General features: G+C 45.5%; 22 protein-coding genes. 8 read left to right on the forward strand and 14 right to left on the reverse strand.

Annotated features, from left to right (window positions below):
- Positions 1–11 precede the first annotated feature (11 nt).
- Positions 12–773, forward strand: a complete 762-nt coding sequence (locus tag BMZ54_RS08265) for an SDR family oxidoreductase (RefSeq protein WP_089909041.1) — start codon at positions 12–14, stop codon at positions 771–773.
- 2 nt (positions 774–775) lie between these two features.
- Here the strand turns inward: BMZ54_RS08265 and BMZ54_RS08270 are convergent, their stop codons facing one another.
- Complete coding sequence (locus tag BMZ54_RS08270; protein WP_089909045.1) at positions 776–1,429, reverse strand: Crp/Fnr family transcriptional regulator; 654 nt, start codon at positions 1,427–1,429, stop codon at positions 776–778.
- Positions 1,430–1,562: 133 nt separating this feature from the next.
- On the opposite strand from BMZ54_RS08270, the gene BMZ54_RS08275 reads away from it, so the two are divergent.
- Both BMZ54_RS08275 and BMZ54_RS08280 read left to right on the forward strand, forming a co-directional pair.
- Positions 1,563–2,126, forward strand: a complete 564-nt coding sequence (locus tag BMZ54_RS08275) for a YeeE/YedE family protein (RefSeq protein ID WP_089911806.1) — start codon at positions 1,563–1,565, stop codon at positions 2,124–2,126.
- Between the two features lie 10 nt (positions 2,127–2,136).
- On the forward strand, positions 2,137–2,622 hold the full coding sequence (locus tag BMZ54_RS08280) for a DUF6691 family protein (RefSeq protein WP_089909049.1): 486 nt from the start codon (positions 2,137–2,139) through the stop codon (positions 2,620–2,622).
- 80 nt (positions 2,623–2,702) lie between these two features.
- Here BMZ54_RS08280 and BMZ54_RS08285 read toward each other — a convergent pair whose 3' ends face one another.
- From BMZ54_RS08285 to BMZ54_RS08295, 3 genes are read right to left on the reverse strand one after another with little or no spacing between them, the layout of a single operon-like run.
- Positions 2,703–4,121: an MBL fold metallo-hydrolase gene (locus tag BMZ54_RS08285; protein ID WP_089909051.1), complete on the reverse strand. Its 1,419-nt coding sequence runs from the start codon at positions 4,119–4,121 to the stop codon at positions 2,703–2,705.
- A 37-nt stretch (positions 4,122–4,158) separates the two neighbouring features.
- Positions 4,159–4,956 (reverse strand): sulfite exporter TauE/SafE family protein, encoded by a 798-nt coding sequence (locus BMZ54_RS08290; RefSeq protein WP_089911809.1) that lies wholly within the window; start codon positions 4,954–4,956, stop codon positions 4,159–4,161.
- A gap of 56 nt (positions 4,957–5,012) precedes the next feature.
- Complete coding sequence (locus tag BMZ54_RS08295) at positions 5,013–5,885, reverse strand: restriction endonuclease (protein WP_089909053.1); 873 nt, start codon at positions 5,883–5,885, stop codon at positions 5,013–5,015.
- A gap of 121 nt (positions 5,886–6,006) precedes the next feature.
- On the opposite strand from BMZ54_RS08295, the gene BMZ54_RS08300 reads away from it, so the two are divergent.
- Positions 6,007–6,777 carry a polysaccharide deacetylase family protein gene (locus tag BMZ54_RS08300; RefSeq protein ID WP_089909056.1) on the forward strand — a complete coding sequence of 257 codons (771 nt, stop codon included), beginning with the start codon at positions 6,007–6,009 and terminating at the stop codon, positions 6,775–6,777.
- Between the two features lie 124 nt (positions 6,778–6,901).
- Here BMZ54_RS08300 and BMZ54_RS08305 read toward each other — a convergent pair whose 3' ends face one another.
- The 6 genes from BMZ54_RS08305 to BMZ54_RS33135 all read right to left on the reverse strand — a co-directional run bounded on the left by BMZ54_RS08305 (position 6,902) and on the right by BMZ54_RS33135 (position 11,332).
- A complete protein-coding gene (locus BMZ54_RS08305; protein ID WP_089909059.1) occupies positions 6,902–7,168 on the reverse strand; it encodes a zinc ribbon domain-containing protein in 267 nt (88 codons plus the stop codon).
- 87 nt (positions 7,169–7,255) lie between these two features.
- A complete protein-coding gene (locus BMZ54_RS08310; protein WP_089909062.1) occupies positions 7,256–7,438 on the reverse strand; it encodes a hypothetical protein in 183 nt (60 codons plus the stop codon).
- A gap of 54 nt (positions 7,439–7,492) precedes the next feature.
- Entirely contained in the window at positions 7,493–8,257 is a 765-nt protein-coding gene (locus BMZ54_RS08315) for a universal stress protein (protein ID WP_089909065.1), read from the reverse strand.
- A 33-nt stretch (positions 8,258–8,290) separates the two neighbouring features.
- Positions 8,291–9,412 (reverse strand): baeRF3 domain-containing protein, encoded by a 1,122-nt coding sequence (locus BMZ54_RS08320; RefSeq protein ID WP_089909068.1) that lies wholly within the window; start codon positions 9,410–9,412, stop codon positions 8,291–8,293.
- 507 nt (positions 9,413–9,919) lie between these two features.
- Positions 9,920–10,837, reverse strand: coding sequence for an NADP-dependent oxidoreductase (locus tag BMZ54_RS08325; protein WP_089909071.1), 918 nt, complete (start codon positions 10,835–10,837; stop codon positions 9,920–9,922).
- Positions 10,838–11,056: 219 nt separating this feature from the next.
- A complete protein-coding gene (locus tag BMZ54_RS33135; protein WP_202909183.1) occupies positions 11,057–11,332 on the reverse strand; it encodes a GNAT family N-acetyltransferase in 276 nt (91 codons plus the stop codon).
- A gap of 49 nt (positions 11,333–11,381) precedes the next feature.
- Between BMZ54_RS33135 and BMZ54_RS08335 the strand changes: the two genes are divergently transcribed.
- Both BMZ54_RS08335 and BMZ54_RS08340 read left to right on the forward strand, forming a co-directional pair.
- Complete coding sequence (locus tag BMZ54_RS08335) at positions 11,382–12,188, forward strand: helix-turn-helix domain-containing protein (protein ID WP_089909074.1); 807 nt, start codon at positions 11,382–11,384, stop codon at positions 12,186–12,188.
- Positions 12,189–12,255: 67 nt separating this feature from the next.
- Positions 12,256–12,699 (forward strand): DUF6223 family protein, encoded by a 444-nt coding sequence (locus BMZ54_RS08340; protein ID WP_089909083.1) that lies wholly within the window; start codon positions 12,256–12,258, stop codon positions 12,697–12,699.
- Positions 12,700–12,861: 162 nt separating this feature from the next.
- Here the strand turns inward: BMZ54_RS08340 and BMZ54_RS08345 are convergent, their stop codons facing one another.
- From BMZ54_RS08345 to BMZ54_RS08360, 4 genes are all read right to left on the reverse strand, one after another.
- Positions 12,862–13,242, reverse strand: a complete 381-nt coding sequence (locus tag BMZ54_RS08345) for a nucleoside/nucleotide kinase family protein (RefSeq protein ID WP_143080939.1) — start codon at positions 13,240–13,242, stop codon at positions 12,862–12,864.
- Positions 13,243–13,500: 258 nt separating this feature from the next.
- Complete coding sequence (locus BMZ54_RS08350; RefSeq protein ID WP_089909090.1) at positions 13,501–14,250, reverse strand: SDR family NAD(P)-dependent oxidoreductase; 750 nt, start codon at positions 14,248–14,250, stop codon at positions 13,501–13,503.
- Positions 14,251–14,307: 57 nt separating this feature from the next.
- Positions 14,308–15,042, reverse strand: a complete 735-nt coding sequence (locus tag BMZ54_RS08355) for an SDR family NAD(P)-dependent oxidoreductase (RefSeq protein WP_089909094.1) — start codon at positions 15,040–15,042, stop codon at positions 14,308–14,310.
- Positions 15,043–15,194: 152 nt separating this feature from the next.
- A complete protein-coding gene (locus BMZ54_RS08360; protein ID WP_089909096.1) occupies positions 15,195–15,776 on the reverse strand; it encodes a Crp/Fnr family transcriptional regulator in 582 nt (193 codons plus the stop codon).
- A gap of 638 nt (positions 15,777–16,414) precedes the next feature.
- Here BMZ54_RS08360 and BMZ54_RS08365 point away from each other — a divergent pair.
- Complete coding sequence (locus tag BMZ54_RS08365; RefSeq protein WP_089909099.1) at positions 16,415–17,140, forward strand: hypothetical protein; 726 nt, start codon at positions 16,415–16,417, stop codon at positions 17,138–17,140.
- A gap of 453 nt (positions 17,141–17,593) precedes the next feature.
- Positions 17,594–18,577, forward strand: coding sequence for a hypothetical protein (locus tag BMZ54_RS08370; protein WP_089909102.1), 984 nt, complete (start codon positions 17,594–17,596; stop codon positions 18,575–18,577).
- Positions 18,578–18,787: the final 210 nt, after the last annotated feature.

Consider the following 18,787-nt stretch of genomic DNA (forward strand, 5'->3'; position numbering starts at 1 on the left):
AATTTAAAAGTATGGAAGCTATATTCAATAACAAGGTAGCCATTGTTACGGGCGGCAGCTTCGGCATAGGGCGTGCTGCCGCCGTGGCCTTTGCACAACGCGGTGCGGCAGTGGTGATTGCGGATTGTGTGGAAGATGCAAACCGGGAAACATTGCAGCAGATAGAAGCGGCAGGTGGTAAAGCTATTTTTGTAAAATGTGATGTAAGCAAAGCGGCTGATGTTACTGCGATGATTGATAAAACCTTCAGTACATACGGCAGACTGGACTTTGCCTTCAATAATGCCGGTATTGAAGGTATTGCCGCCACTACCCAGGAGTGCACGCAGGAAAACTGGGAAAGAACGCTGGCCGTAAATCTTACCGGTGTTTGGTTATGCATGAAACATGAGCTTTCTCACATGTTACGGCAGGGAAGCGGCGTAATTGTAAATTGTGCATCCGTTGCAGGATTGGTTGGCTTTACTGCGCTTCCTGCATATGTAGCCAGCAAACATGGTGTGATAGGGCTTACAAAAACCGCTGCGCTGGAATACGCCAAATCCGGTATTCGCGTAAATGCAGTATGCCCCGGTGTTATAAGAACGCCTATGATAGACCGTTTCACCGGGAAGGATAAACACGTGGAGCAACAGTTCCGGGATATGGAGCCTATAGGGCGCTTAGGAGAGCCTGAAGAAGTAGCGGAAGCAGTCGTATGGCTTTGTTCCGATGCTGCATCCTTTATTACAGGCACTGCCCTCCCTGTTGACGGCGGATGGATCTCACAGTAAGATCATACTTCACTCAGCCATTCAATATAGCTTTTATACAGCGCTACCTTACCCTGGTACTCCATTTTTTTCAGCAGCCGGGAAATAACCTCACGGGAGGTGCTGAGGTCATTGGCAATTTCCTGGTGAGTAGTACGCAGCTGTTTGCTGCGCAGCTCCCGTACCTGTTTTTTCAGGTAAAATTCCAGGCGCTCATCCATACTGCGGAAGGCAATGCTGTCAATCACTTCAAGCAGCTCTTCAAAACGCTGCCGGTAGGTTTCCAGCACAAAATAATACCATGATTTATATTGCTGCATCAGCTCATCCATCAGCTCAATAGGTATGGCTATCACGGTGGTATCTTCCACTGCTTTTGCCATTATTTCGCTTCTCTGCTGCCGGGTGGCACATATCATGGACAGGGCACAGGCATCACCCGGTTCAAGATAATACATGAAAAATTCCCCACCGTCTTCCCCCTCCCGGTATAGCTTTACACGGCCTTCTGCAATCAGCATGGTAGCACGGAAGTACTGGCCCGTCTGCATCATTACCTCGCCAGCGGCAAACGTGCGCAGGGAAGTTTTTTCCTCCAGCAGCGCTTTCAGCTCGCTATCAAAATGATTGAAATGTTTGGTTAAATATTCAGCAATGGTAGTATTGGATACTGGCATGTAGTAAATAGTATTGACCGGAAAATTACGAATTTCCAAAGCTACTGCCTGTAAAACCCGTTCTGTGTGATTTTTATCACACAGAACGGCCGGTTAATTCCGGAATTTAGCGTGTTATAATACTACTATGCATATGATTGAATGGATCAAACAACCCTGGCCCTGGTATGTAGCAGGGCCGCTGGTGGGGCTTACTGTGCCGGCCCTGCTGCTGCTGGGCAACAAACATTTCGGCATTTCCGCTAACCTGCGCCATGTGTGCGCCAGCTGTTTTCCTGCAAACATTCCCTTCTTTAAATACGATTATAAGAAGGAGATATGGAACCTGTTCTTTGTTGCAGGTATTTTGCTGGGAGGCATTATTGCAGCTGTTTTCCTGGCCAATGCCGCTGTAATAAAGGTAGATCCCCGGCTGGCAAAAGAGCTGGCGCATTATGGCATTACAGACTACTCCAATATGGTGCCTGTTCAACTGTATAGCTGGGCGAGCTTGTTAACGATCAAAGGTATCATCCTGATGGCGGGCGGCGGTTTCCTGGTAGGTTTCGGATCCCGTTATGCAGGCGGCTGCACCAGCGGGCATGCCATTATGGGGCTTAGCAACCTGCAATGGCCTTCCCTGGTAGCTACCGTTTGTTTTATGGCCGGGGGCTTTATGATGGCTAACTGGCTGCTGCCGCTTATACTCACTTTATAAAACTTTTCCTATGAACAATAATGATCTTGAAGTACGATCGCTGGATACCATCTGTATAAATGAATCGCGTTTACAGCACAAATGGTATCATAATTTTAAATACCTGGTGGTAGGTATCCTGTTCGGTATTGTTTTCGTGAAGGCGGAGGTGATCAGCTGGTTCCGCATACAGGAAATGTTCCGCTTACAATCATTCCATATGTATGGCATCATTGGCTCCGCAGTGGTCACCGGCATGATTGCAGTATGGCTCATAAAAAGGTTCCGTATCCGTACTATTTATGGGGAACCCATTACTTTCACCAACAAAAAGTTCAGTCATGGCCAGTGGATCGGGGGATTGATCTTTGGTTTGGGATGGGCGTTAACCGGCGCATGCCCGGGCCCTTTATTTGCGCAGATCGGCACCGGCGCCGGTGTGGTGGCGGTAGTGCTGTTAAGCGCTATAGCAGGCACCTGGGTATATGGCCGGTTCAGGGAAAGATTGCCGCATTAACCGTACACTTATTATAATCGGAAAGGCTGTCTCATTGTTTGAGACAGCCTTTCTGTTTTCAGTCATCCATTCCCGGCCGGTTAAAGCAGGGTGGTTGGGCATACATAATCGCTAACGGGGAACAGCCCGCTCTCCTTTATTGCTTTAAAGCCGCCATCCACATCTACCAGGTTATGATAACCTCTTGAACGCAGTATAGAATTAAAGATCATGGAACGGTAGCCACCGGCGCAATGTACGTAATAGGTTTGCTGCTTATCCAGGCTGCCCAGGTGCTCGTTAATATAATCAAGCGGCATATTTTCCGCCTGCAGCACATGCTCGGAAGTATACTCTGAATGTTTGCGCACATCCAATATCTTACAGCTTGCATCGTTCCTCATTTTTTCCGCCAGCATTGCTGCGCTAATGCTTTCAATCTGATCTGTTTCCCTGCCGGCGGCCAGCCATGCATTAATACCGCCTTTCAGGTAACCGATGGTATGATCATAGCCTACCCGTGCCAGGCGGGTGATCACTTCCTCCTCCCGCCCGGGATCGGCAATGATGAGCAGGGGATGGGTAATATCCGGTATCAGCGTTCCCACCCAGGGTGCAAAGTTGCCATTAATGCCAATGTTAATTGAATTGGGAACAAATGCTTTGGCAAAGCTTTGTGCATCACGGGTATCCAGCATGATAGCGCCGGTTTCATTGGCGGCTGCTTCAAAAGCAGCCGGCTCCAGCGCCTGCAGGCCGCGGGCAAGTACCTGGTCAATAGTATCATAACCCTGAATGTTCATCATCACATTCAGCGGGAAATAGGCGGGCGGCGGCATTAACCCGGTTGTTACCTGTTTTATAAAGGTAGGCTTATCCATAGGCTGCAGCGCATAGTTCACTGCTTTCTGGTGGCCAAGGGTATCGGTAGTTTCTTTACTCATGTTCTTACCGCAGGCCGATCCTGCGCCGTGTGCGGGATAAACAATAATGTCATCCGCCAGCGGCAGTATCTTATTATGCAGGGAATCGTACAGGTAGCCGGCCAGCTTGTCCTGGGTAAGCTCCTTTACCACTTTCTGCGCCAGATCCGGGCGGCCTACATCGCCTATGAACAGGGTATCACCGGTAAACAGGCCGGTAGCTTTTCCCTGCTCATCCTTCAGCAGGTAACAGCTGCTTTCCATGGTATGGCCCGGGGTATGTAATACGGTAAAGGTAATATTGCCCACTTTCAGCACTTCATTATCTGCCGCAACATGGGCGGCAAAAGCCGGTTTGGCCGTTGGCCCATAAACAATGGTGGCGCCGGTTTTACGGGCCAGGTCCAGGTGGCCGCTTACAAAATCAGCATGGAAGTGCGTTTCAAAAATATATTTGATGCGCGCATGATCTTTTTCAGCCCGTTTAATATATGGCGCTGTTTCCCGCAGCGGGTCAATGATCACAGCCTCTCCGTTGCTTTCAATGTAATATGCGCCCTGCGCAAGGCAGCCGGTATAAATTTGTTCAATACGCATAATAGAGGATTTTATTTATGAAAAATGATTGTTTGCGTTATATAAACAGCTCCCTGGTAATAATATAAATGCCCATTACCAGCACAAACCAGCCAAAGCCCTTTTTAAGACGGTTGCCATCAATTTTACGTTTCAGCACATTGCCTGCCAGCACGGCTGCAATTGCCAGTATGCTTATGCTGAGCAGCAGCGGCCAGCGAATGGGGTAGTGTCCTGCATCGCCCAGGAAACCTATGAGCGAGTTAATAGCGATAATTAAAAGAGAGGTTCCGATAGCCTTTTTTATAGGAAGCTTTACCAGTAGAACCAGGGCCGGTATCAGCAGAAAACCGCCACCCGCGCCTAGTACGCCGGTCACCAGCCCTATGAGCATCCCGTATATGACCAGCTGCATATAATGCTTTTTTCCGGGACTGTTGAGGGCCTGCGGCGCCGAAGGTTTATCCGGCCTTATCATGGATATGGAAGCAAAGAGCATCAGTATTGCAAACAGCACCATAATGGCGAATGATTTTGTTATTGCAAAGCTGCCTGCAAAGAATAGCGTGTCCGGTATGGCCGGTATTAAAAAATGGCGTGTAACCAATACTGTTACAACGGAAGCGGCGCCGAACCACAATGCGGTGGATACACTTACCTGGTGCTCCTTTAAATTGCCATAAGCGCCCACCAGGCTGGTAAGGCCTACAATAAACAGTGAGTAGGAGGTAGCCGGCAGGGGCGCTATATGAAACAGGTACACCAGCACCGGCACTGTTAATATGGAGCCACCACCACCAATAAGTCCCAATGAAAGCCCAATAAGTATGGCTGCTATGTAACCTAACAAGATCATTCTGCTGAATTTTATACAAAGGTGGCGCAAGGCAGGGAAGATGACGGTAACTTTTATCACATTACCCATTCCGTTTTCACCATCTTGTTGCATAGGTGCTGCGCTTCAGCTATGGCAGCGGTTTTCTTGTGGGGCGATATACCGGCGGCATCGCAGTAGGAGGGATGTGCGGCAAGCGTTTCACAAAGCACTACTCCCTTTACCAGCAGCCGTTGTTTTTCATTACGGTTAAGCGTTGTAAGGCAGGTAACAGGATACAGGCCTGTTTTGTCGATCACATCTTTCAGGCTTTTCCCATTGGGAAAGTCCCATGACATCAGGTGTAAACCGGCGCATTGCCCGTATTGAAGGGCATCCGGCGTAAAACGTGTGTTGGTCACCAGCCAGGGCTGGCACGCAGCGGGTTCTTTTCCGCGGGATGCCGCCCACCCGGATTCAATATCCTTAAAACGGGCCTGTACATACAGCGGTGTTTTTACATCGCAATGCGTGCCGGCTACCTGGTGATATTTGCATTCTATAATATGGTAGCTGGATTGTTTTACTGCCAGGATATCTATTTCGTGTTTTACACAGTGCCCGTTCATTAGCTGGTTGGTAACAGCGGCAAAGCCTGCCTGCTGGAACAGCGCTGCTATAAACTGCTCAAAGGGAAATCCGGTAGGGCCCAGCTCAAATATGGCCTGCTTAAGATGATAGCGTCCCGCTGCCGGGCGTGAATATCTGCGGAGCAGGTTAAATGCTATTTTGTGCACCATATGTGTGGGCATACCCGGATACGCCCGCAGGGTCAGCTCCTTTATTACTGCATCTATTGCCTTGGGGCTGGCGCCGGAACGTTCCAGCGATGCCCGCACTTTCTCAGCAGAGAAGGGCGCTGTGTAGCCACCGGCTTTTGTTACATAAGTTAAAGGTTGTTCGTTTGTCATTTCTGCCTGAGTATATATGCTAAAGGTAACTGTTCATCAAGGTGTTGCAGAATGACGGCGATCATATGCCATACTGCCTTTCATCATATACCGGCATAAGCGGAAGCGATAGCTTTATGTTATGTATATAAGCAAAAGAATAGATCTGCTGTTTATGCTGGCATGCTGCCTGTGGCTACCGGCTGCCGCAGCCGCGCAATTGCCGGTACGAACGGATGTGCCGGTGCTGTGTTATCACAACATTTTTACAGATGAGGCACACAGGAATAATATATACTTCATTAGCCGCAACCGGTTGAATGAGCAGCTAAAGGCTTTGGCAGACAGTGGCTACCATACCATATTGCCGGATCAGCTGACCGCTTACCTTACCCGGGGTATTGCGCTGCCTCCCAAGCCTATTATGATCACCTTTGATGATACGCGTGCTGCCCACTTCCATATTGCTGCACCATTGCTGCAGCAATATGGTTTTAAGGCGGTGTTCTTTATAATGACGGTGGCTATTGGAAAGCCCGGATACATGAGCGCAACGGAGATAAAACAGCTTAATACGGCCGGCCATGTAATAGGCGCGCATACCTGGGACCATCCCTATCTGAACCCAGGCGGTAAAATGGATTGGATAAAGCAGCTCCGGCAACCTAAACAAACACTGGAACAGATCACAGGCAAACCGGTGGAATACTTCGCCTATCCGTTCGGTGAGTGGAATGATGTTATTATCCGGGAGCTGGCGGCTGCCGGTTATAAGGCGGCATTCCAGCTAAGCGGCAGCGCCAGCCCGGGGAAACCGTTGTATACTATCCGGCGCATAATGCCGGATGGGAACTGGACGGGGCCTGTGCTGCAGGCACAGCTAAAACGGGTGTTTGCCCGGAAAGCTTCCTAATCGGCCGGTACGGCGGAAGTGTGAAGCGTTAATAAAACAATGAATACGGGGATCAATAAATACACAAGAGGTTGTCTCCATATAAGATACAACCTCTTGTGCAAAATCCCCGGAGTTGTGGCAATCACGCCATTTTTTTCTGCCAGCGTTTTAAATGGGGCAGGCTGTTTGTAGCCAACGTAATGATATCCTCGCCTATATTTCGTTTTTCCATCTCCCTTTTTACTACCGAACGCATATCATCCAATGTCATATCGGGGCTGGTGAATGTACCGTTCTGGTAACAGTACTTGCAATACTCCCGGCTGGGAGAGCCGTCTTTTTCTGTGCCGGCCATTGCCGGGTCATTGATCGGCATGCTGCAGCTTTGGCAAAGTTGATTGTTTTCCATAATTGTTATTTTCAGATGTGAAATATTTTTTGCGCCCTATTTTCTAATGAAGAATAATGATCCGTTTCCGGCCGGGAAATTATCCCGCTAAAAAAGATACTGGATAAACACTTCATACAGCTTCATCAAAAGGAACATACCGGCCTGTTTTAACAGCGGGAATGCAGCTATGGTCAGCAATATGGTGACGGCCCATTCCATGAATTGCAGAAAAACAGCCAGAAGCAGTGGATGCGGCTGTGGTTGCGGATGAGATAATTGGTATTGCATAAAATATCATTTATGAGCGATGAATACAGGTATGATCTGATAATCCACTACTTTCTAGGCAAAGCTCTCTCTGAAAACCTGTGATAAAAGAGAACGGCCGAAAGAGCCGCTGATCAAGAGCGGAGCGGGAAGGCCGCTTAACCATGCAGCAAACCCGGTCCCGGGAGCCAGTTCAAGATGGCGGATGTTCAGGTTACTGAAAAGGCCTGCCACCAGCTCCTCCACGTAGGGTTCTTCCGGCAGGGATCCATCTTTATCATTCGCCGGCCCTGCATATACAAGTGTTGCAGGCAGCCCGCATAGTCCGGGAAATAAAAAGCAGAATTGCCGGATGGCAAAAACCGATGCACGGCTGCCATCGTAGGCCAGCACAAGCTGCTCCGGCGGGTTAAATTCCTCCGGCACAACCAATACCGGGCATTCCGCGTCGTGCAACAGATCTGTAAGACAGGCAGTGTCCCCTCCAAAGAACTTTTCACTGCCCACGATCAACAGGTGAGCGAAACGGGTTTCTTTCAGGAGCTCCTGCATCGCCAGCTGATGGAAATGCTCATGGATCCTGAAATCTATATCATTGCTTTTACAGAAGGCCTCAAATTGCAGCATGTTTTCCGCTACCGTTTCTGATACGGAAGGTTCTACCGCAGGTATATGCAAAGGCCTTTCGCCGGCGTTGTAGCTCCAGGATTCAGAAAGATCTGTTTGCGGTAAAAAGGCGCCTACAAGCAGGATAGGTTCCAGCTCATTGAGCCTGCGGGCGAATTCAAACGCCCCCTGGGATACATTTGTCCCATCGAAAACAATGAGAATTTTATTCATGGCAAATGAATTATGGCAACAAAGCTATAATGCTCAGTACCTTTTAATGAGGGAAATACGGCTATGATTCTCCAGTGCGCCGTTTTTAACGAACAGCACTTCCCCGCCTTTTTCTATCGTCAATCTTAAAACCTCGTCAACAGCATCTATTACCAGGTGATGGGCGGTTTTGGGTGCTTTAAGATGCAGCTTCCCGGTTTTGTCATCAACGAACGCGGGGTAGGTATAGTCTTTTTCAACTATCAGCCGGTAACCCCGGCCCTCTTTCAGGGCTTCCCAAACATCCGTGATCCCATCTGCCGTATGTTGCCGCCATTTTTCCTCTATCAGCTGCTGCATTGTAGTATATTGCTTTTCGTCTATCCAGGCCTTTACCATCGGCCAAACATGTTCCTCCAGCATTTTTTGCGTTACATTAGTGTAGTTGCCATTAATAGTGCCTATAATATTTTTCTGGTGGCGGCTTACTTCCTGCAGCAGGGAAATATCTTTTTTTGGTCCGGCTATGATCAGCGGCAGCTCTCCCAGGTAAGTTGTAAGCAGCTGGTCCGTTTCCCGGTAAAAACTCTTCAGGCGGTTGGCCTTTATTACGGATTTATCCCGTTCAAAACCTTTTACGCCGGCCTGCCCGGCATAGGAGCTGGCTTTTGCCGGCCTGCTGTATTCATAATCGTCATGGAAATGCCGCGGAAATATGCCGTCCTTGATTTCCTGCAACCTGTTTAAGCGCCCTTTGTAGCACTGGGCAGTTTTTTCATTCACCTGGAGTACATAGTAGCCAATGGCATAACGCTCCAGGTACAACAGCTCCCGGATAGCAAAGGTTTCTCCGATCTGGATCTTTTCATGCACGGGAAAAAGGAACTTAACCAGCTTGCTGTAACCGGGAGATACATAAAGCCCTATCCCTTCCGCGGTTAGGTCATAATTCTGGGCAAAGCTGTCTGCAAGTGCCTGTAAGGAAGCCAGTAAGGACACTGCTTGCTGCGGATGCATATTGTGCAGGAAATCGCCTGCTTTCTGAATGGATTTTTCTATCAGTAGCAACGCCGCCTTTTTATCCAGGGGTCCTGTTTCCTGCAGGGGTACTATAATAGTTACACAAGGTAATTGTGTGGCTTGTTTCTGTATAATGCTTAATTCGTTCGATAGCATAAAACTTATATTTTATAATACTAAGTTATTCTGCAATGGGAGAGGGGCAAATGACTGGGGTCAATATAAAGAGTGACAGGAGTCATTTGATACGGTATACGATGTTGTTTACTTCGTAACAGTTGTATTGTATGCCTGTCTGGAAGCCGTCTTTACGGGAGAATTTCCGGAAGGGAAATAGGAGGGACGTTTGATTTTACGTTCAATAACGGGAAAATATTCTTTGTGAAAGCAGATCTGACCCACTAAAACCGAAAGTAATGAGTAAAAATAATTTTGATGAAATCATCCGCCGTTCTCTGAGATGAGAGAAAAGTACTATCAGCTGGAGGTACAGCATCACGCCAGTGAATGGACGGTGGGAGAAAACATCATTTGCACCGCCAATACAAAAAAATGGAGTATGACTAACCCAAACTGAGTGTACATACTCCATCGTTTCTTAACTCGTTCAAAAAAAATCATAACGATGATTGGCGGGTAGCGTACCCTTCGATGTTTTGACTTTTAAGGGCGAACGCGGATGATCGTCTTTCCGCTAACCCGGTCGGTTGAATTGAAGGTCGCAACGGCGTCGTCGAGCGAGGATATTTTTCCGATGTAGGTCCGCAGACGTCCCTCGCGCAGCCGCTGCACGATCTCATTCAACTGGTTCGGATCTGCAACGACAACAAAGTCGATTACCGATCCGTTTACAGGCCGGGCTTCGGTCGGACCTGCGATGCTCACCAGCGTTCCTCCGGACCTGATCAGTCCTGCGGATTGGTTGGTAACATCCCCACCGAAGATATCGAACACCAAATCAACTCCGGCAACGTCCTGCAACTTTTCGTTTTCAAGATCAATGTACTCGTGCGCACCGAAATCAAGCGCCGTCTTGCGGCCGTCTGCGCGGCCTGTGCCAATGACATAGGCACCGGCAGCACGTGCAAGTTGGCTCGCCATTGAACCCACCACGCCGGCTGCGCCGTGTATGAGAACGGTCTGCCCCGCGCGGAGGCGGCCATGGTCGAACAGCCCTTGCCACGCAGTCAGACCAGACATTACGAGGGCTGCGCCATCCATGAAGCTTACATCGGCTGGCAATGGCGCAAGGTTACGTGCCTCAACGGCTACATACTCCGCCAGCGCGCCGTCGCGATACCAGTCCGTAAGACCGAACACGCGCTGTCCTATGGATAGGCCCGTCGTTCCATAGCCAATGGCGGTGACAATGCCAGCCACCTCATGACCAGGAATCGATGGCGTTCTATCTTTGCCGGCGCGATCTGTCCAGGTCGCGGGCCACGATAGCTCATCTCCTGTTATTGTTGATGCATGAACCTCTACAACAACGTCATTGATCGCTGCTTGCGGCTCGGGCCGTTCCACAAGCTGCATTCCTGCCTTTCCTGCAGCCTGGTCTGTTACAACTATTGCTTTCATACCATACCTCCTTTTTTGTTCATCAGCAAACACCCACTTGAGGAAGTGTTATTGCAGTACAATATTGTTTTCGACATGATTTTAATACTTAAGTAGTTAAATAATCTTATTAATCTGGTGTAAAATTAGCGCTTACGCTGGCTGGTTTGGTAGGCCAATTTCAAAATACTGAGGGGTCCAGTTAATGCAAGCGGTGTGCGGTTCATGGAGGGGTCGCGCTTATGGACAATAGCCACTGTGGCTTACGTACTTTAGGCGGCTGTTGCACCGCGGCCCCTTGATCATTGTCGATGATGTACCGCCGCAACCCACGCCGGATCCCTGTTTGGAAGGTATCACCGATACAGGGCCCAGTCCAAACCAGCCTTCACTTCCTGAAGAAATGGTTACAGGCGATATAGCAATATGTCCTATCAATACTCCCTCTTCCTCTGCTACCAGAGAAACGGTCAGCTGACCATTTGCGCGCAGGGCCGGGTATAAAACCCAAAACATTCATTAATTATTTACGTAATTTTATGATACGTTGACGTAAAATATACAAATGAACTATGGTATCATACCACCACCTCCACATCTTACCGGATATGTCCGGTTCTACTGGTTTGTAGAGGGCAATCTGCCATACGTTCATCATGCTTTTGCCTATCCTTGTCCCGAATTTATCTTTTGTTACAAAGGACATTTCAAGTATGGCATTGAGCATAGGAAAGAAACTATACTTACTTCCGGCATCTTCGGACAGACAAAAACCTTTAGCCGGGTGACCTTGAATAATGATTACTTTGGGATATTTGGTGTTTACTTATACCCTCAGGCATTCCTTCAATTATTTCACTTGCCGGCAAACGAACTTTCCAATCATTATGCAACCATGAGCGCTGTATTGGGAAAAGATGGTGAGATGCTTGAAGATAAAATGATGTTGGCCTCAAATAATCTTCAGAGAGCGAAACTTGTGTCTGACTTTCTGAAAGCACGACTGAAAAATGTGAAAACCGAACACACCGCTATTTCTTCCGCTATCGCAGCGGTTGTAGACTCTTATCATACGAGTTCTGTACAGGCTTTAGCCGATACCAATTTCCTGTCATTACGACAATTTGAAAGGCGGTTCAAAGAATTGTCGGGCTTCAGCCCGAAATCATTTTTGCGGATTACGAGGTTTAATTCTGTTCTCAACAAAGATTTTCAACATCAATCTTTAACTGAAATAGGTATGGAGTGTGGCTACTATGACCAATCACACTTCATTCACGATTTTCAAAAATTTTCAGGTATTAGCCCCAAAGAATACTTTAAGAAGGAGATGCTTGCAGCGGCGGGTAGAGGTACGGTGGAGTTCCGGTAGCATCATGTCGTTTTTTTACAATTTTATCTTTGGCAGGAAGAATAATTTTATATAAATCCTTTTTGATATGGGAAAAATCATTTCATTTGTTTTATCTGTAAGTTTAATCATATCCTGTTGTCTATTTGCAACCGTAAAAACATTTTCACAAACAGCTGAACCTGTAAATAAAGTATCAACTACTGAAACAAAAAAGTCTGCCCTTTTTAACGAAGGCGGTTATGTAAAAGGCATTACTCCTGCACGGGCTATCGGGTTGGTAGAATTGCTTTTAGGTATATTGAGCATATTCTTTGCCATCCGTGCTAAAAAACGTTCTTCAATAGCAGGAACAAAAACCGCCCTGATACTGGGCTTGCTTGCAATGGTATTTAGTATAGTGCATTTCGTCACAACAGCAGGCGCTGTGTTCGGGTCTGGAAGCGGGAAAGCCGGCGCAATTCTGGCTATAATGTTAAGTTTAGTTGGCATAATACTTAGCAGGTTGGCTCTTCGCCGGAAAAAAATATAGAACATCTTTTCAGCAAGCAATCAGCGTGCTTACACTTTGCGCTTTCTCTTTTACCAGAGAGGCCGTCTGCTTCTTTACGGGTTCGTTGGTGCGCGATTATGAAACGTAAAGGAGTTTAAACGAGAAAAAGGCGCTGGAATAGCGACTTCCTCTTATAGAGGCTTATCTGTAAGCTTTTATTATCCTGGTTATTTCATCGGCTACCTTCTCAGGAGATTTGTCAGTAACATCAATTACTGAACTGGCATTCTCGTATGGGTTTCTTCTAGCTTCATTGTATTCAGTGTTGATAGACCCTTGGATTTCTGGATGATGTTTTTGTCTGTCACCTCTTTCATAAATTATTTGTGGATTCCCTGTTAATGCCAGAAGATTTTTGGTCTGATACCAACCCTGACTGATAAGTAGATTAATGGACCCTGCACCAACGACAATATTAAGCCATCGCTGTTTAACCTCTTCGGGAGAAGGTAAACCGGATACCGTCCTATCAGAATTCCACAAGAATATATCAGCATATTCGGGGAATATCTCTTTACACATGCGAAGTATACTAAACAACGCATCGTGCATAGCTGTTAGATGACCTAACTGGTAAATACCTCTGTTTTTCCTGGCGCAACTTCCATCATCAATTCCTCATCGTTCAGTCCAGCAATGAGAGTATCTATTTCCCTGACTTTTGCATCCCATGCATCAAGTACCATTTTACCAAGGTTTCCCTATGATGTGTCATAACATTGTTTTTGTAAAAGCGGATGAAGTGCGGTAATCACCACTTCACCCACTTTTGTTTTTACATTATAACTGAGTTAATCCGCCATCAACAGGAATATCGGCTCCGGTTATAAAACTGCTGTCTGAAGAGGCCAGGAACAAGATCGCATTCGCTACTTCGTCTGCCTCACCCATTCTGCCCATAGGCGTCATTTCTGAAAACATCTTTCTCATGGCGTCGGAATTTTCCTTTGTCCCGAATTGCAGGTCGATAATGGGTGTCTCGATAGGCCCAGGGCTTACAGTGTTAACCCGAATTTTGCGTGGCATAAGGTCTGCCGCCCATGTTCTCACATAGGATCTTTCAGCGGCTTTGGTGGCGGAGTAAGTGGGGTAAATGGTGATACCTTTTTGATGCGCTCCTGATGAAACCACTACAATAGAACCTCCGTCCTTAAGAATAGGGAGCGCCTTTTGCACTGTGAAGAAAGACCCTCTTGCGTTCGTGTTAAATGTCTTGTCAAAGTGTTCCGGTGTTACTGCTGCGGTAGGAGCTACTTCGACAAATGCAGCGTTGGCGACCACGATATCAAGATGACCTTTCTCTTTTTTTATCACGGTATACAAACGGTCAAGGTCATCCAGATTAGCGATGTCGCCTTGTATTACTGTTACATTGCTACCAATCTCTTTAGCTGCTTTCTCAAGTTCTGCCTGACGCCGGCCCGTGATAAATACATAAGCACCCTCGTCTACGAATTTTTTGGCTGTAGCCAAGCCGATACCGCTGCTACCACCGGTAATAACGGCAACTTTATCTGCTAATTTTTTCATTGTCTTTGTTTGAATAATTTGCCAATAGAAATAATATGAACTGTTCCGTGGCGTATGTTATATCTGTGCTACGCCGCCGTCAACATACAGCTCTGTACCAGCGATATAGCTGGAATCATCTGATGCCAGGAATAGAGCTGCTTTGGCAATATCTTCGGGCTGACCCATTCTTGCCAGTGGAACTGATTTCGCAAGTCCGTTCAATACTTCCTGGGAAAAACCGGCGAATACATTGGTATCTGTGTGTCCCGGGGCGACGACATTTACCCTGATCTTACGAGCTTGCAGGTCTACAGTCCATGTTCTTGCCAGTGATCGGATAGCTGCTTTACTGGCACTGTAAACGCCCATTCCGGGAAAGGCTTTTATGCCTGCTATTGAACCTGTCATAATGATCGAACCGCCATCTGTCAGCAAGGGAAGGGCTTTTTGAACTGTGAATATGGTTCCCTTAACGTTTACATCGAAAGTTTTTTGATATATTTCTTCCGTAACAGTACCAATAGGAACACCAAAATCGCCTATCCCTGCACTAACATACAATACATCTATCCTTCCTTTCTCTTTCTTAACAGTGTCAATCAACCTGTCGAGGTCTTCCAGTTTTCCAGAATCGGCCTGAACGCCGGTAACATTTTGTCCGATTGTTTTAACAGCTTCGTCTAGTTCTTTTTTCCTACGGCCTGTAATAAAAACATATGCGCCTTCTGCAACAAATAATTGTGCTGTTGCAAGCGCCAATCCGCCGGTAGCTCCGGTTATCACTGCTACTTTGTTCTCTAACTTCTTCATTTTAACTTTCTTTTTGATTAATTGATAACACAAAGCTCTTCCAAACAGGAGCCTTTAAAAATCAACTACCGGAAGAAATTAGATTAAACTAGTTTAACTTGTTTGCAGGGGGTGTAAATAGAAAGCCCGGAGGGATCCGGGCTTTATTGTCATCATTTTAATTTCTGGTTTCTTATCCGGGAGAGGAACTGAGTGGTCATTCCCAGGTAAGAGGCGATCACATACTGTGGGAAACGCTGCAAAAACTGCGGATATTTCTTTTGCATTTCTTCATACCTTTCTTCAGCCGTCTTGCTAATGCTCCCCAGCATTCTTTTTTGAATAGCTGCAGCACCTCGTTGTGAATGTAAACGGAAGAATCGTTCAAATTTAGGTAGCTTCTCATAAAGCATTTGCTCGTTCTGGTAACTGATCTGTATAAGCGTTGAATTTTCCATCGCTTCTACGAAAAGTGTGGCAGGTTCCTGGTAAATATAACTGGTGAAATCCGAAATCCACCAATCGTCTACAGCCAGTGCAATTGTATATTCCTGTCCATCATTACCCATAAAATAACTCCGCAACGCGCCTGTAGCAATATAGGTTCTGTACTGGCAAACATACTCAGGTTGAACAATAAACTGTTTTTTCCTGACTTTTTGCATACGTAACAAAGAGGTAAAAAGCAGCTCTTCCTCTCTTGTTAAGGTGATGAATCGGGATACATTCTGTATAATAGAGATGAATTCAGTCATTTTGTGAAGTTAGCAATTTTAACAAAGGCCCTTCTCTCTTCCCATCCTATTTGTTAGCTCTCTGAATAGCTTATGCTGACCGCGTTTGAAAAAACTTAAACAGTTTTGAGAAATAACTAATATTAGGGGAAATAAAGGGATTTATGAAACTTGTACGGTAGAGATTAGAACTTAGAAATGGAGGCTTAATTGGCGTATCTGTTGCCAGATTGTTGTTAGAATATTTATTATAGAAAAACATAATATATTTCAATGATTAAAGTGTGACTTACCTTAATATAATCGGATGTTTTTGATTTACCAACGAATGCGAGCTGAAATACATCTTTCACTCATTTTGGATCCCGGGGTAATTACATTCTTCATAACATTGTACTATTTTAAACGGCAAAGATAAAGCAACCCCAAAAACTAATGCTTCATATAGATGGCTTATCAGTTCATAGTCAAATTCTTCATATGACTGCTTGTTAGTGTAATGTAGAAAGAGATTATCCTGATTTACATGTTTTTGTAGAATGTAAATAACAGCGGCATGACTGATTTATCGCGCTCAGAAGAGTTTCCAAATAGTTCGATTGATGTTAGATACACCTGTATAAACCTTGCCTTGAGGGGCTTAAATTTATTATTTTACTATGCCTGCAACTTTAGATAAACGATTTATAGTTACTGCTCTAAGCATATCTGTGGTTTATGTTTTCATAATAGTTTTATTAAGTAAGCTAATTAATAAAGAAACTGCTGGTGTTGCCGGTGTGGCGCTTACTGCAATTGCTACAGCTATTTTCAAGCAATATGAGAATCTTAGATTTCCAGACCAACGTAATGTTTCTTTGAGTCTAGCTGACAAATCCGCTGGTAGCAAGGAGAGTATTTGGAAGGTATTAGTCATAGGATTTACTTTAACGGGTATACGCATACTGCTCCAAGATGTTTTTGACGGAGTATTTCCGCTACTTTTTCCAGTTCCAGAAGATTTTAAAAATTTATCCGGGGGGCACGACATTGGAATTGTCAATAACGGAGTTATTTTGCACTATAGCAAATGGGAGACTTTAATAACTTGTTTTTCTTTTTTTATCGGTAGCATTATAGTGACAAAAGCATTTAGGTGCCCTTCATATGCAGTTATTGTTTATGGTACATTATTGGCTATGTGCATACACTTTTATTTTGAGTCACTATCTTACTATATTTATAAAGATGGTGCGATTAATAATGTTATCAAAGACCTGGAAGAGTATATTTATGCTCTTTTATATGCAGCCTTTTCATTTTTAGGAGCTTTCATCGTAAAGCGCTTCAAAATAGTTGGTATAGTTGCTACCAACAAAGGAGAAGCGGAAATAAACGTTGTTTGATAACACATCCCTAATACCACGTTGATTGTCTCTTATTTTTACCTTCATAGGGGCTGACTTGGGATGGACTTAAAATTTCGGCAGCAATACCATGTTACGTGTAGGACAGGCATATGCGACTTTCATACGGGTTAAAAACGACATACCATTACAAATAAAGTATGCTATACGTTAGCAGTGCGCCTGAACATGAACAGTATAACCAACATATAAACGATTTTTTTATCATAACTTTTGTTATCTTCATTTTCATTAATAAACAGGCCACAATTTGAAACCCTATACGTTCTCATAATGGCAGTTCCCTCAATTTTAATTACTTAGTTGTTGACCTAAACTGCAACAGATCATAGTTTGACACTCGCCGGGCTTCACAGCAAGTTCCCGGGAATGTTTCAAGCATTTTTGTATCCTATTTGAGTTAATAATTCCTTAAACCCTAAATTTCATTTTATGAAAATTCAACTATCAATTGCCGTATGCTTTTTATTAGCATTGTCTGTTGCCGGCTGCAGAAAAGAGCTTAAAACCGGCAAAGGCCCATCTGACCCTTTTAATGCTGCTGACAAAAATGCTAAAGTAGAAAAGAACGTTAGTGCGCTGAGTGTAGCCGGCCCATTTACCGATTGGTCAGGTAAGGTTAGTGTTGTTTTAGTTTCAACGGATTTTGGCCCCGGTGATCTGGTTCAGGGGAGTGTTACTGTGGCGGATGATTATGTGCTTGTGGGAGGAGGTGCCTATAATTACCAGGGAGAACCCGGTTCTTTCCTGACAGGATCCTATCCCAGCAACGACCTAAGAACGTGGTATATAGAATCTAAAGGGCGCCCGGGTGTAACGCCTTACTATCTGGCATGTTATGCTATAGGTCTTAAGATCGAAGGGTTGTCAAGCGCTGATCTGAGAAATTATATAAGGCTAACTTCCGCTACATCGGGTGTAGCATCCCAACCATCGGCATCCGCAAGTTTAACAGGTAGCGGATACACGTTGATAGGTGGCGGTGCAAAAGTGAATTGGAGTGGCGCCGGCAATTTTTTAACGGATAGCCATCCCACTGGTACTGATAATGCCTGGTATGTTGCAAGTAAAGACCATATTACAAGTTCACCTGCATCTATTACGGCTTATGCAATTGGCATTACGAAAGACATTCCAAATTTTGGTACGCTGGATATTGGATCTGATCTGGCTACCTTAGTTCCTCAATGCCTGTCAGTAAATGAAGGTTCCATTGCAGTTAAGATACCACAAGGATGGGTACTTACTTGTCCGGGAGGAGCAGCAAGATACAGGCAATATGGGAGGATGATCATTGGTATGTATCCTACCCTCAATTTCAGTAGTAGTAGCGCTAACCTCAAGACAGGCAGCAGTCAACAATGGGATTGTGGAGAATCTACAGTGTATGCTATGAGGATTCAAAAATTGAGGTAATTTATTTAGCAGACGCCATCCGGGAGATAGCGTCTGCTTTAATATGTATTAGTTAAGATTTGATCCGGCAATCGTAGCTATTTCAAGCAATGCCTATATCGCGTATTCGTGATCCGCTATTTACGCTGCTGGTTGCCGGCTTAATGAAATTTCGGTATGTAGTCCATCAATTGTAAAACGTGTATAAATTGGGCTTTGCCATCCTTAGCT

Origin of the sequence: Chitinophaga rupis, from assembly GCF_900109685.1 — a bacterium.
Lineage (GTDB): Bacteria > Bacteroidota > Bacteroidia > Chitinophagales > Chitinophagaceae > Chitinophaga > Chitinophaga rupis.